At 45.6% G+C, this 14354-nt stretch carries 8 protein-coding genes; 1 reads left to right on the top strand and 7 read right to left on the bottom strand.

Features of this window, described 5'->3' with window-relative positions; translation table 11 throughout:
* Window positions 1–211: 211 nt before the first annotated feature.
* The gene (locus tag C943_RS20710) at window positions 212–970 is read right to left on the bottom strand and encodes a 3-keto-disaccharide hydrolase (RefSeq protein WP_008631902.1); all 759 of its coding nucleotides are present in this window, start codon (window positions 968–970) and stop codon (window positions 212–214) included.
* A 72-nt stretch (window positions 971–1042) separates the two neighbouring features.
* Between C943_RS20710 and C943_RS22440 the strand changes: the two genes are divergently transcribed.
* Complete coding sequence (locus C943_RS22440) at window positions 1043–1603, top strand: hypothetical protein (RefSeq protein ID WP_008631903.1); 561 nt, start codon at window positions 1043–1045, stop codon at window positions 1601–1603.
* Here C943_RS22440 and C943_RS20715 read toward each other — a convergent pair.
* The 6 genes from C943_RS20715 to C943_RS20740 all read right to left on the bottom strand — a co-directional run bounded on the left by C943_RS20715 (window position 1593) and on the right by C943_RS20740 (window position 14142).
* Entirely contained in the window at window positions 1593–4976 is a 3384-nt protein-coding gene (locus C943_RS20715) for a YDG domain-containing protein (protein WP_040481671.1), read from the bottom strand. The two genes, C943_RS22440 and C943_RS20715, sit on opposite strands and share 11 nt — an antisense overlap.
* A 702-nt stretch (window positions 4977–5678) precedes the next feature.
* Window positions 5679–7238, bottom strand: coding sequence for an Ig-like domain-containing protein (locus C943_RS21600; protein ID WP_051069648.1), 1560 nt, complete (start codon window positions 7236–7238; stop codon window positions 5679–5681).
* A gap of 311 nt (window positions 7239–7549) precedes the next feature.
* Window positions 7550–8203, bottom strand: coding sequence for a response regulator (locus C943_RS20725; protein WP_008631924.1), 654 nt, complete (start codon window positions 8201–8203; stop codon window positions 7550–7552).
* Complete coding sequence (locus tag C943_RS20730; protein ID WP_008631925.1) at window positions 8178–10103, bottom strand: sensor histidine kinase; 1926 nt, start codon at window positions 10101–10103, stop codon at window positions 8178–8180. The genes C943_RS20725 and C943_RS20730 overlap by 26 nt, the downstream gene beginning before the upstream one ends.
* A 490-nt stretch (window positions 10104–10593) precedes the next feature.
* Window positions 10594–11226 (bottom strand): response regulator, encoded by a 633-nt coding sequence (locus C943_RS20735; RefSeq protein WP_040481675.1) that lies wholly within the window; start codon window positions 11224–11226, stop codon window positions 10594–10596.
* Between the two features lie 27 nt (window positions 11227–11253).
* Entirely contained in the window at window positions 11254–14142 is a 2889-nt protein-coding gene (locus tag C943_RS20740; RefSeq protein ID WP_008631928.1) for a histidine kinase, read from the bottom strand.
* Window positions 14143–14354 lie beyond the last annotated feature (212 nt).

Consider the following 14354-nt stretch of genomic DNA (forward strand, 5'->3'; position numbering starts at 1 on the left):
CGTCAACCTATTTTAGGCACACACAAAGTGAATGCAGGTACGAGTAACGAAGTAGGAATTACGAAGTGAATCTAAGTACCAAGTACGAAGTGGGAAGTACGAATCAAGCGCTCCCTTTAACCTCGTACTTCTAACCTCGTACTTCTAACTTGGTACGTTGTACTTGGTACTTAGTACAAAGAAAAAGCCCGCCTTTTTGCGGGCTTTTTCTTTACAGCTTTCTGACCCAAATATTCCTAAAGCTCACCAAATCCCCATGGTCTTGGAGTTTGATCGGGAGCTCGTTGGCGTGGGCTTTGTAATTGGGAATGCCGATGTATTCGGTGGGACCTTTGAGTTCCACATTGTGCTGGACAAGGATGCCGTTATGGACCACCGTTACCCTAGCCGGGGCGACCAACATCCCGTCGGCATTGAACTTTGGTGCGGTAAAGAAGATATCATAGGTATTCCACTCACCTGGTGCTTTCGTAGCATTGACCAAGGGGGGATGCTGCTTGTAGATACTTGCTGCCTGCCCATTGGAATAGGTGCGGCTTTCGTAGGAATCCAAAACCTGCACTTCGTAGAGGCCCATCAGGAAAATCCCCGAATTCCCCCTACCCTGTCCTTCACCCTTGATGACGGTCGGTGCGGCCCATTCGATGTGCAGCTGCATATCGCCAAAGCCCTGCTTGGTTTGGATATCGCCTTTCCTTGGGACGACTGTAATCGCGCCGTTATTGACTGTCCATTCTGCGGGACCGCCGGAAGCGGCACTGACAAAGTTGTCGAGATTTTTGCCGTCAAAGATGACGATCGCATCATTGGGTGGCAGGTGGTTTTGTGCGCCGGGCGTCACTTTTCTGGGTACAGGTTCCCAAAACTCCGTCGCCTGCGGGGGCAGCTTGATATCTTGTTGCTGTGCCAGGACCGGCAGGGCCACCATACAGCCCAAGAGGGCAAAAGAGGTTTTCAAAGTCTTCAACATAGGTTTATTGGTAAATGTGAATGGTTCTTTCCGGGCAAATTAAACCAAAACCAAAGGATTCAAAAGCCATTGATGGATTTTTCAGGGCAAAGAGGGTTTCTCGAAGAGAGCGCGGAATATTTCACGCAAAGACAACGAAGGTGCAAAGAACGCAAAGATCAGTGGTCAGTAGCAGTGATCAGTCGGCAGTGGCAGTGGTCAGGAGCTCAGCTTGGCGGCTTAGCGTCTTCGCGAGAGTCATTTTTTTCTGCGTGCTTTGCACCTTTATTTCCTTTGCGAGAGCCGCTTTTTCTCGCAAAGACAGCGAAGACGGAAAGAGCGCAAAGATCAGTAAGCAGTCACAGTGGGCAGTGGCCTATCCTGGCGTCTTGGCGTCTTGGCGAGGTTTTTTTTCTGTTCTTAGCACCCTTATTTTCTTTGGGAGAGGCGGGTATTGTCATTTTTGGTACACTGGCCTCTTTGCGTGAAACCTTTTTTCTGCGTGCTTTGCCCCTTCATTTCCTTTGTGAGCACCGCCACGGCAAAGGTGGAAAAACCAAAAAAAAAAAAGGCCACCGTGGAGAAAATCCACGATGGCCTTTTCATTCTCCTCAGTCCTGCAATAGAGGACTTCGGATTGGTCTTACTCTTTGATGAGTCGCTTGGTGATCAACTGATTGTCAACCTGCACGAGGATCATGTAGAGACCGTTGCTGTAGCCTTTCAGGTCGAGGGTTCTCATAAAGCTGTTCTCTTCATAAGCCTCGTCTTGATAAACCAGCCTTCCTTGAGGATCGTATACCCTCAGGTTGACTTTAGCAGCTTGGCTTAGCCTTACCTGAACATTGGCAAACTGTTCTCTTGCAGGGTTTGGATGGACAATCACCTCGCTGACACTCGAAGCCGCAGGGATATCAAAGTTGCCATTGTTGCCAGCACCTTTTCTGAACACCAACTCACGTTCGATGGTCTGTCCTGCCCTGTCGGTGGATGTCACGGTGACTCTCAGTTCAGCAGGTATTGCTGCAGACTTCCATACCAATTGGTCGTCAACCAGTTCGAAGTAGTCATTCTCACTTACTTGATAAGTATGGATGTCATCCGCCTTATCCACTGTGATGAGTTTGGTGAACACCTGTCCTACTTCGACATTGCTTGGAATAACCTTCACGGTGGCAAGGATATCCGTAGCCCTTGGTTTCTCACGGACAAGTACCGGTATTTCGACCATGTCTTCCAGATCGCTGAGATTTCCGGAGATGACCTCACCCACAACTTGGTAGAAGCCCGGCTTCATGCCGTCATAGGCATCAATGTTCCATCTCATGGCCACTGAGCTGCCTTCAAACCATTCCTTGGACATCTGATCCAACGCTTTCACTAGATCTTCATTGGATGTGTTCCAGGTGACTTCTTGGAGATCAACAGCGATGCGTTTCTTGCCGTTGGACTTGACCTCATGGATTACAATCGAGCCGCCTCCGGTACCGTTGTTGCCCAGGATAGTGGCATCGGCTGTATTTTCGGCGCTGCCCATCTGGTTGTCGTATACGACGACACCCGCGGTGGTGCTGATCTTGATCCTAAATCTATCTGGGTTGCTCTGGCCGTTCCACTGCCCATCGATGGCTACCACCACAAACTTGAATCCGCTTTGTCCATTGATGGTGCCCGTACCTCTGTAGGTTGCCCTACCACCCGAAATTACCAAGGATCCAGACTCGTGCATGGTGGACTTGAAGTTCAGGCTTCCAGCTTGGAATTGGAACTCTGTATTGCCATCTACCTGGGTGGAGCCCTTCTTGTACTTGGACACGAATCCAAAGTTGGCTTTACCAACAATCGTAGGATCGGCAACCAAAGCCCCCGCTGGAGAATTGATCCAGCCACCGCCCGTTACAAAGCTTCCACTCGCATCGAAGACAGGGATGTAAGCGATGGATGATGCGCAGCCACTGCCCACAGTCGCAGTCACTTCGTACACACCGAGTACGCCCAGGTTACCTGTGGTGGCGGTTGCGACACCAGAGGCGTTTGTCAGAACAGTCTGACTGAAGACCGTTACGTTGGCATCATTTGTCAAGACAAAGGTCACGCTTACCCCAGGGACATTCGGTGTTACGGTTGCCCTCAATGTAGCCGGCTGTCCCACAGGCACTGGGGTGGAGCTAGCCGAGGCGTCGATGGAAGTACCTAATACCGTCAAAGTGCCATTAACGTAGGTAAATGCATAGTTACCTGGCGTAAATCCTGAAGGAATGATATCATAGTTTCCTGCACAGCTGTTAACTGTTGCAGCCGTCGTGAACATTAAGGTTCCGCCTAGGACCGATTCAGTTTCATCACCAACAAAACCATCATAGGTTACTGTGAAGGCAGGGTTAGCCTGACCCTCGTATTTGGATGCGTTTTGAGCGGTGATGGTCAAAGGTGCAGGCATGATGTCGGCCGTCGTGCTCGAGGTCGCGTTGAAGCTGTAGTTGCCCGCATCCGCTCCAGAGGTCGCGATGTCCGCGGTAACAGTCTTGCCTGTTCCCACATTCTTGTTGTCGAAGTTGCCGTTGCTCGCCGTGGCGGTCACCACGTCGCTCAACAGGATGCCGGAGATGCCCGATACCGCTACCGTTGCAGCCGTGGTCGCATCGTACACCTTGTCGTCAGCAGTGATGCTCACCGTTACCGCAGCCTGGGTGATGTCGGCCAGGTCGGCGGCGGTCGCATTGAAGCTGTAGTTGCCCGCATCCGCTCCAGAGGTCGCGATGTCCGCGGTAACAGTCTTGCCTGTTCCCACATTCTTGTTGTCGAAGTTGCCGTTGCTCGCCGTGGCGGTCACGTCGTCACCGGCGATCAGGCCGGCGGCTGGGTTCACCGCGGATACGGTGGCAGCAGTCGTGGCATCGTATACCTTGTCGCTTGCAGTGATGCTCACGGTCAGCGCCGCTGGCGTGACAGTCAAAATTGCTGGGTTACTGGTTACACTTCCACAATCTCCAGTTACTTTAACTCTATATTGACGACCACTTAGGGCCACTCCTGGTTTGGTAAGTGTCAGAGTATTGGTATTGGCACCAGAATAAATGCCTCCATTAGAGATTGGGTTCCAAGTACCGTTAAACTCTTCCCAAACATAAGCCAGCGTACCTGTACCTGACGCTGAGACAGAAAAAGAGGCATTGTTGCCATAAACCAAGTTTTGGTTTGAAGGAGCACTAGTAGTTGGTAACAACTTGGTAACCTGAAGAGTTGAAGGGGATCCTAAACCAGAATTAGGTGTTATTGATTGTCCAGATGTAGGGATAGAAGAATTATTGCCATTACCAAACCCTGAAAGCGTGTAAGAGCCCAAAACATTTGTTGGTATTGCATTTAGTTTAAATACAATTTCGTCACCATTGGCTAAAGCGTGCGTGTTGGAATTATTGAAGGCATACAACCAAACTCTATTTCCGACAATTTGAATAGACCAAGTCTTTCCGGATGGCACACTGGTAATAGATGGAGAATTAAGTGTAAAACCAGCTGGAAAAGTAATTCCAAACGATGAATTTCTTGGGGATGCATTATTTGTTTGTCTTATAGTAAAGGTTAATTCTGAAGGACCTCCGCCACATAAATCGGGATAACTCCCAATTAGTAGCCAAGTTGCATCCGTAAAGAACGTCTCAGCATACAGCCCAGAAGTCCTTCCCCGCGCCATGAGGTGAAAGGTGGTGCCTAGCTCCTCTTCACCGATGTAAAATTCAAAAAAGATGTTCCCGTTATCATCAGCAGTGACCTCATAAAGGTCATGCTCGTGATCGGGGATATTGGGCTCGATGTGTTCGAAATCGAGTTCGACGATTTCTCCCGGCGACCATCCGGTACCGGTAATGATTGCCGTCTCACCAGGGGCATAATCCTCCTTGTCAGTGGTGACCGTGGCGGTTGATGTCTGGGAAAGGGCTGGCAATGCCCATAACATCAGGATCGAAAGCATGACTATGCCTTGGATCAATCTCTTCCATGGATCGGGTAAATCTCGTTTCATAGTAAAGTAATTTTGGGTTATTAAAAATATAGGCGGTGATCTTTTTACTCAAAGAATCGTAACCAAAATTCGACAATTTGATGTCGTTTGTAGTAAATAAAATGCTTTTTGTTGTCAAAAAAAAGAACTATACCGGAAAATTTTTAGAAGTAAAACTCTTGTTAACCGAAGAGTTTAAAATATTATTTTGAAGTATAAATGTTAAATAACCTTATTCATTCAATTTTTGAGATAAATAATCCTATTCCTACATTTAATTATATTTATCCTAACAATAAAAAAAATTGGAGTTACTAAACCCTAGCTATTATAATATCCTTTGTGGTCTTTCGCAGTGATTTTTTCTCTTCTTTTGGAAAAAACAACCTAACAAGTCCTGATATTTTTTAGACAACCAACATATGAAATTAACACAGCATTGTCAGTACATATATTTATAGCCAAAACGAAGCTCATAAAAAAAGACCTGCCACATGGCAGGCCTTTTAAAATTTAACTAAAGCCCATTTGTTAATCGAAAGAATTTTTCAACATTTTTCTTTGCTCCCATCAACTTTTAGATCTTTTGAAAAAAGTCCTTGACGAATCTAATTATGTCCGAGATTACAATAAACTAATATGATCTGAAATATATTGGATGTGTCATAATTAAACCGCATTTCTCGTAGACCTTTGATATCCGTATCAAATAAAAGTTAGTATCTAATCGGTTATTACACCAGGATAAGGCCATTGTTTGTTTTCAAATGGGTTACTATTAGTTCTATTGTTAGGATCGATCCTAAATTGAGTTAATTGTGATATCGGATTTGTATTAATCTGAGCAACAGACGCGAGCACTTCACGATTAAAGGGGTCATAAACCAAGGGATAATCATTTGCACCTGTGAGTACTTTGGAAGCGCATGCAAAGGTTGCACCTATCATATCCCTTGTTATTGGATGAGGTCTTAATGAGCTCAATGGTATTTGTCTTTCTATATCAAAACAGGCGAAATTGCCCCCAACATTCCTCATGCCCGAACCCATATTCTCCAAAAAGTGATTCTGTACTCTGAATCCAATTTCTTCATAAAACAAGTTGAATTCTCCGATGAAAACAATTCTACCTCCTTGTTCAGCAAATTTTTTCAAACTATTTATCTCATTTAATAAATAAGGTGATCTAGGGAGCCACAAGAATAAAACCTTAACATCCATGGGAATGTCGATCAAAGGATTTACAGAGGAATCAATTATTCCAAGATCAAATCCTAAACTTTGGATAAGGAATTTCAACTCAGTATGTATGCCGTCTGTAAAAGAACAAGCTAAAGGATATCTAGAATCCTTTCCACAATCGAACCAAATCGAATTTCCATTTGCGCGGGGTCCAATAGTCTCAAAATTTATGAGATTTCTTACCAATAATCTGTTGTTAGGGTTCACTAGACCAATTGAATTGTCAAAAACATTCATGTCATTAAATACAATGATATCTTTACCCGGCCTTGGAGCGGTTTCTACTTCTTGTACAAACAAAGTCGCTGTCCCTTCAACATCGAAAGATTTCGCTTTTACTTGAGTAGATCCAAAACTTTTACCGATTGCCAAACCGTCCTGGTCGATAGATGCAATCTCCCCATCCGCAATGGACCATTTGACAGCTAAAAATTCAAAATCGGTTAGTACCTCTCCATAGAAATTGTAAACAATGGCTTCATACCTTTGCTCTCCTCCTATTACCACTGTAGCCTCGGAAGGCTTTACTTCAATCCGTGCCGGACACTCCTTTTCCTCCAATCTGAACGCAACCCTGAAATTCTGACCTTGTACTGCTGGAATTATTCCGTCTTGAAGGGCTTTCGTTTGGTTAGAAGGCACTACACCCACATCCATGTGTCCCAGCACTTTTTCCCCAATACGTACACGAATCCTATATATTTTCCCAATTTGAGCCTTGGTTTGACTCGGGTTCCAATCAACAAAGTAATTCTCCTCCAATGGATTGACCACTACTTTGCCGTCCGCACTCCCATCACGATTGAAGACGGCATGAAAGTTCTTGAAACCCAAGTCATCGCTGATTTCCACAACAGGGCTGAGATTAGGATGGAAATTTTTGTGATATTTTGGTGATTTCGCAACCGTTGGCGCCAAAAAATAGAATTCGTCAACACTGCCTCCGTTGGCAGCGTCCGAAATTCCGAGCTTTCCGAATTCCTTTGAAAGACTCTGGGAAAGCAAACTCAAATCATTGCTGATGTCTTCATCTTTCAGCATGCTTTCGGTACAGGAATTTAACAATAACAATAGAAAAACATAAACTACCAGTTGTCTTAGTTGGAATCCTCTCCAAGAATAATTGGGGAGGAATGGTGCTGAGATTTTCATACAAAAAGAGGATAAAGGTTGAAAATATGACTAATGATTAACCAAATTAGACCTTCCCCTTTAGGTAAAAAATACCCCAAAAGTAGTAAAACAGTACTTATAGCTACATCTAGCTATTTCAAGTCGAGCGTGCCAACTCCCAAAAAAATCCACCTGATGGGAATAGATTTAACCCGGCTCAAAAAAATAAAAGCGGCGTTTTAGTTTAACCTCTGCCCGTTGATTCCGCTCTTTTGCACCAAGGAAACAATTCCTGCAAGGTTCCTGACACCAAGCTTTCTGAAGATGTTCTTCCGGTGGGTCTTGACCGTCAAGGGGCTAAGGTTGAGGATATCGGCGATTTCGCCGCCTTCATATTGGTTGATGATCAGGCGGATGATCTCCACCTCTCGCTTGGATAGACCATAGGCCCCAAATATTCCACCAAAATGATCTTGGTTTACCGAGGGCATTGGCTCTTCCAAGGGTTCATTGAAATATTCGTTTCCCTTCAGTACCTCCTCTATCGCAGTCAACAGCTCCGAAACAGAAGAGTCCTTCCCGATGTATCCCTTGGCTCCAAACTTGCGAACCATCTCCATAGTGTTTGGGGAATGGTGCATACTGACTACCAATACTTTGAGCTTGGGATGGTTTCGGTGCAAATGACCGAGCAACTGGGTTCCGTCCATTTTTGGCATATTCAGGTCCAGGACCATCAGGTCGATCTGCCCGCCCCGATCAATATATTCCATCACCTCTACGCCGTTTTTGAATTTCCCAACGACCTGATAGTCTTGGTTGGCGCGGATCAGTTTTTCGAGCCCATCTGCAAAGAGCTCATGGTCATCAGCTATCACTATTTTTGTACTCATGGGAAATTGAAATTTGTTTGACTGGTACTGTCACGATGATGGTCGTCCCATCACTGTGTGAATCTATATGGAGGTGGCCCATCAAGTAGTCCACGCGTTTTTGCAGGTTTTTGAGGCCCAGGCCTTTTTGTGGGGAGTCCAGGATGTCTTTTGGGATTCCTTTGCCGTCATCAGTCACCATCAGCGTGACGGTATCATCCATTTCGTCCAAAAAAACCTGCACATCGGCTTCCTTGGCTTGTGAATGTTTGATGATGTTGTTGAGGAGTTCTTTGATGATACGGAAAAGATTGATCTTGGCTTCCAAGCCCAAAAAAGGCAGTTCCTCAATGGTATACGTGATCTTGATTTGTTTTTGCATTTTGACCAAATCAAGGACCTCCTTCACCATCGTCCGGAGGGTTTTGTCATTGGCTTCCATGGGCATCAGTTCATGGGCAATAAACCGTAGATCCTTGCAGGCCATATCGAGCAGTTTGTCTGTCTCTGCCAGTGCAGCACGCCTTTCCGCATCCATGGTGTTTTCCTCTTCCATGCGAATACTACCCACCTTCAGTTTGATCAATGCAAGCAAACCGCCCAAATCGTCGTGGAGATCCTTGGCAATGCGCTGCCTTTCGTTTTCTTGGGCTTCAATGATGTTGCGGTTGACCTCGCGCTCTTGCTGGATAAGTTTTTGCTCCACATATTCTTTGTCCTTTTTGAGGAAATAGTACCGGTGGATGATACCGACCGTCAAAAGCACAACGTTGAAAATAGACCCGACCATCAAGCCGTTAGGCTTCAGCGGGTGCCAATCAATCAATCCTTGGAGGTTCAAAATGTAATTGGTAAACCCAAAAATGAGCACCAGGTTGGCCAACAGTAGGTATAGCGAAATCTCCCTATTTTCGCGGATTTGGGAAATATTGACTCCCAAAACCAACAGGATATTGATCGTAGAAACAATAAAACCAAACTGCTGAAAAACCAGAATGGATCCAAAACCAATATCCAAAACTCCCGAAACCAGCATCATCGCAGTAACCAGAAATACCCCACCAAAGTATAGCCTAACCCCCCATTGCAGCCGCTTGTTGGTTGACTTGATAAAGAAAAACTCATTGATGAACAGCAATAGAAACGTGGACATCATCACTGAAAAAAACGGAATCACCCAAGGCGCAATCCAACCAATCTTGCTCCCATACAACCACAAAAAAAGATACCCGTCCTCTTCCAATACCAGGGCCAGGGACGAAAGCAGGTAGCCGACAAAAATCAGGTACATCTTTTCGAAGAAATAAAACCAGAGAAATATCCCCAGTAAGGTCGCCATCAGAATAAGCCCTGTGACCGTCCCAAACTTACTGGCCCGCATCGTCTCATACTCCCAATAAGAATTGGGCTCATCCAGGAAAAATGGAATGTAGGTATTCATGCCCCTGTTGTCTACCCGCATCAGGTAGGTAAATCTCTCATTCCTGGGAAGTTTGAGCTGAAAGGAATTGATCCTAGATGCCAAATCCCGCGTGGTACCTGTGTGGTCAAATCCCGTTGTCTGTGTCCTGACTAACCTCCCCTCTTGATCAAAAGTATACAAAGTAGCATCTCTGATCGTAGCGCCCGCAGGGCTAAAGATCAGCGTATTATCGGTTTCCAATCCATTCTCTATCCCAAAACCAAACCACCAAATCGACTCTGTAAAACCTTTGTTGAAAAGCCGGGGATTGTCCAATGGTAAAAAGTTTCCGCTCCTGTATGCGGAAAGTGCGGCTTCAGGCCCCAATTCACCAGGACGGTCTTCCAGATACTTGATGTATTCGCCCACAGGATAATCAGGCTGATCGGTAGCCAAAAGCGTCTCCTGCGCGGCAGGAAAAACAAGCTGTACGAAAACCAAAATCAACAAATGGGCCATAGGGTACGAAAAAGAGCAACTATCTTCCAAAAGGGAACTCAAAACATGCTGCCTCCGACGATAAATCCCGATCTCGGAATACAAAATCAGTCCTCATTAAACACAAAACGGAACTAACACTATCTAAACAAATTTATCGTTTACTGACCAAACCGAAATAGCTAATTATAGCTACAAGTCCGAACTGCAATGAACAAAACAAAACATAAAGAATGGTTATGCATCAATTTACAAGCTGCTCAGTTTCTTTTCAGTTTCAGATATTTCGGGCTTTTTTCTTGAATTTTCAAGAATTTTTCTTTGAATTCTTCAAAAAAAATCAACGTTGGAAATCAGCTGTCAAAAACAAACCCCGATATCCTCCCGACCTGTTTTCTTAAATATTGAATTTCCAGCAAAAAAATAGGCAGGTGAAAAATCCCTACCTAATAAAATAGATTCAACTCTTGGAAACAAAAAGTCAACAGAAAAATGGCCAGATAATCTTCAATCAAATCAATTTGCTCCGGTGGGCCTTGGCTACAGCTTCACCAAGAGAATGGACGTGGAGTTTTTCGTATATCTTTTTGATGTGGTTGTTGACCGTAAAATAGCTGATGCCCAACTCGTCCGCGATCATCTTGTAGCTAAGTCCATCGGCTAGCTTTTTGAGTACCATCGATTCCTTTGGGGTCAACTGATAATCTTCCCGTTTTTCGGCGGGATCATTCCCAAAATACCGGATCACCTTCATCGCAATGGAGGGACTCATGCTTGCCCCGCCTTTGGACACTTCGTCGATGCTTTGGGTGATTTGGGTCACCGAAGCGGATTTGAGAATATACCCTTCGGCCCCCGCTTTCAAAGCCGTAAATACCTTTTCGTCATCATCAAAAGCTGTCTGCACAATGATCTTGATCTCCGGGAAGTTCGCCTTTGCCAAGCGAATCCCCTCGATTCCATTGACCACCGGCATTTCCAGATCCATCAGGATGATATCTGGTCTTTCTTTTTGCAAATCCTGTAAAATGCTCCCGCAATGGTCATGCGAGCCTACGCATATCAAATCGGTCTGCAATGCCAGAATCGTCTGCAGACTGTCCCGCCGAACGGCATTATCATCATAAATCGCGACCCTTATCATTGTTTAAAATTAAGATGCTTCCACCCCTCAATCAAGGCTAAATCTAGCTATTGGAAACTCCAGAACGATGGTGGTGCCTTGCCCCTTTTGGGAAAAAACCTGCGTCTCCCCACCCAAATCCTTGCCTCGCCTTTGCAAATTCTGTAGCCCATTGCCCTGCCCGGGTTTATTCATGTCAAACCCAACTCCATTGTCTTGGATCTTGAGAACCACGGTTTCCCCGTTTTGCATCAGATCCAAGCTCGCCTCTGTCGCTTTGCTGTGCTTGGCGATATTGTTGAGGGATTCCTTTATCATCAGCAGCAGGTTTTTTCGGACATCAGGCTGCACGATTTTTTCCTCAAGTTCCTCTCCTATCGAAACATGCAATTGGATGCCCTTAGTCGTCAGCAATTCACTCGCATAGTTCAATATGCGCGAAGCCAAGGTATAGTTACCATCCTGTGGACGCTTCATACTCCATACAATGTCGCTCATCCGGGTCAGCAACTCTTTGGACTGGACTTGGATTTTGTCCACGAGCTCTTTGCCCTTTTCCGGTTCTTCGCTAAGCATGTTTTTGGCCAATTCACCATAAATCTGAAGGCTACTCAACGTCGCCCCCACATCGTCATGCAGGTCCGCAGTGATCCGCTCCCGTTCCTTTGCGAGCGTTTTTTCCTTTTCAGCCTTCAAGCGAATCAGCTCATTTTCATAGGCAAGTTTCGCAATCCTCCTTACAAATACCATCCTGGCAATGATCGCCACAACCCCTGCAAAAGCCAAAAAAGCCAATATCCTGAACCAAATCGATTGGTACCAAGGAGGGTGGATGTTGAATTCATACGAAACGGTTTCCTGCTGACTCGCTATCCTGAATTCAAATCGGTAGCTCCCTGGGCGCAAAGCGGGATATTGCACCAAATTGGAGTTGCTGAGGTCTTTCCATGCATCATCCACTCCTGCGAGTCGATATTGGAAGGTCTGTTCGGCAGCGAGCCAAATTGGAGTTGCTGAAAGATGAAAGGTCAAGTAGTCCTGATCATAACTGAAATCACCCGGCTTGGTGATGTTCACCATGCGGTTGTTGTTGCGTACCATCGCCAAAATGGGCTTAGGCGCCGAATTGGTTTTCGGTACCTGAGCCGGATAGAAATAATCGAGGCCGCTGACACCACCCATCAGCATCATGCCATCTTCCAAGACCATGGCCGAGTTGCGATTAAACTCGCTATTGATCAAACCGTCAGATTGCGTATAGTTGGTGAAAGCCTTGGTGGCAGTATCCAGGCGCGAAAGTCCTCTTCCCGTGCCCAACCACAAGTCGCCCTCCAAGTCAAAGGCCATAGAATAGATCCGGTTGTCGGGCAGCCCATCGTTTGTATTGAACACCCGGCTCATGCCTGTCTTTTTATCCAAGTAGGCAAGGCCATTTGCCGTTGCGACCCAGAGGTATTTGTCTGAAGCTGCCAAGGCGGCATAAGTCCTTTCCGAAGGAAGGCTTTTGGGATCATTTGGCATGGGCAGAAATTGCCTGATTTCTCCAGAAGGAATATGGAGCGACAGCAAGCCCTCACTTTCGGTACTTATCCAAGCGACATCCCCATCATAGCTGAGGCTGATGGGGGTCAACTTCGGAAAGATCACCCTATTGTCCTCCAGCCTGATGAGTCTCAGTCCATAATCAACCAAGTATCTGTATTCCTTTCCATCGTGGACAGCATACTCATTAGTCCAGATATTTTTTGCATTTTGATTTTGTGAAAAATCAAGGATTTCTTTTCCAAATCTTATGGTCCAAGCCCGCCATTCCAAATAAGGCAAATAATTGAAGCGGGGCTTGGTGCCCACCATTTCCGCAAGTTTTTGACTTTTTATGATCTCGGTCTTTTTGGTTTGTTGATTTATCACTGTAAATACAGAGTCCGAGAAATCATGTCGGATGATCACCTGGTCTTTCCCGAATGGGTATATGCCTATCATGAAGTCACGATGCAATTCTCCATTGGCAGCGGTCATGCTTCTGAAAAAATCCTTTTTAAGGTACAGCAGGTCCAACCGTCCTCGTCTGAAACCATAAGCGAATTCCCCGTGCCTTTGTGATTCCAAAAAGCCTCCAAGGTGCGAATCGGCAATTCCCAGGCGCTGCATTTCCACGTTGACGTCAACGGGATTCTCCTTTCCCAGTTCCCAAAGGAAATATCCCGCCTCGGTCTTGAAAAGGCTAAACTGCTGGGTCGTATAGACTTCCTCTACTTTTTGACCTCCCAGTTTTTGCATCACCTCAGCGGTACGGTCTCTATTCCGAATCGTGTCCAAGACCGCCCATTTGCTCCAATCCCAGGCGTATCGGCACCACATGTTTCCATGGACATCGATAAGGGTACGAAAATAGCCTTGCCTTAACAAGGTATCGGATATAACCACATCTTCATTTACCAACCTGTACTCACCAAGATTCTCGCCCCTTTGCACTTCTTTGAACCTTTCTGAAAGAAGAGAGTAGAACTTGCCCCCCGAATAGGTAAGAAAAAGGTTTACGTCGGGACGAATCTTATCTCCTTGTTTATCAACAATCACCATTTCGACAAACCTGTTGCTTTCGGGATCAAAGAGTACAGGTGGTAAGTTGATCCTATTGAACCATATATCTCCCTGATATTCCCAGATATTGAAAAAATACCCTTCTGCCTCCCCAGAATCTATGGGGTAAAATAAGTTTGAGAACGGATCCAATCTACCCAGTTTGGTTCGCCCGATAATGATCCAATAGCGTCCCTTGCTGTCTGGAAAAATGGCGTCGATCGACCCTGTGATTGGTTCTTTGGTCGCATGATTCCTGATCTCCACCGGATACGCCTGAAAGCCGTCAAAGCAATACAAGCCGTCATAGGTCCCTATCCAAAGCAGGTTACCTCGATCGGGGCGTAAACTCATAATAACAGGACTATTGAGCCCCTTGTCGCTGTCTATGGATAGGACTTGCAGTTGTGATTGGGAAAAGGCCAATAAGCTTGTCAAGCTCAAGATCAACTGCAACAATAATAGCCTAGGCCAATTGGACATACGGTGGAAGATTGAGATTCTAAAATATGGTTTTGGCTGGATTTATACCATTTTTAGGTGATTGAAACCAATAGAAACTGCTT

The organism is Mariniradius saccharolyticus AK6 (assembly GCF_000330725.2).
In the GTDB taxonomy this organism is placed as follows: Bacteria; Bacteroidota; Bacteroidia; order Cytophagales; family Cyclobacteriaceae; genus Mariniradius; species Mariniradius saccharolyticus.

Bases quoted from the DNA above. Each gene is read 5' to 3' on its own strand.
- C943_RS22440 (WP_008631903.1), top strand. From the start codon at position 1,043: ATGGATTTTTCAGGGCAAAGAGGGTTTCTCGAAGAGAGCGCGGAATAT.
- C943_RS20740 (WP_008631928.1), bottom strand. From the start codon at position 14,142: ATGAGTTTACGCCCCGATCGAGGTAACCTGCTTTGGATAGGGACCTAT.
- C943_RS20710 (WP_008631902.1), bottom strand. From the start codon at position 970: ATGTTGAAGACTTTGAAAACCTCTTTTGCCCTCTTGGGCTGTATGGTG.
- C943_RS20725 (WP_008631924.1), bottom strand. From the start codon at position 8,203: ATGAGTACAAAAATAGTGATAGCTGATGACCATGAGCTCTTTGCAGAT.
- C943_RS21600 (WP_051069648.1), bottom strand. From the start codon at position 7,238: ATGCTGAAAGATGAAGACATCAGCAATGATTTGAGTTTGCTTTCCCAG.
- C943_RS20715 (WP_040481671.1), bottom strand. From the start codon at position 4,976: ATGAAACGAGATTTACCCGATCCATGGAAGAGATTGATCCAAGGCATA.
- C943_RS20735 (WP_040481675.1), bottom strand. From the start codon at position 11,226: ATGATAAGGGTCGCGATTTATGATGATAATGCCGTTCGGCGGGACAGT.
- C943_RS20730 (WP_008631925.1), bottom strand. From the start codon at position 10,103: ATGGCCCATTTGTTGATTTTGGTTTTCGTACAGCTTGTTTTTCCTGCC.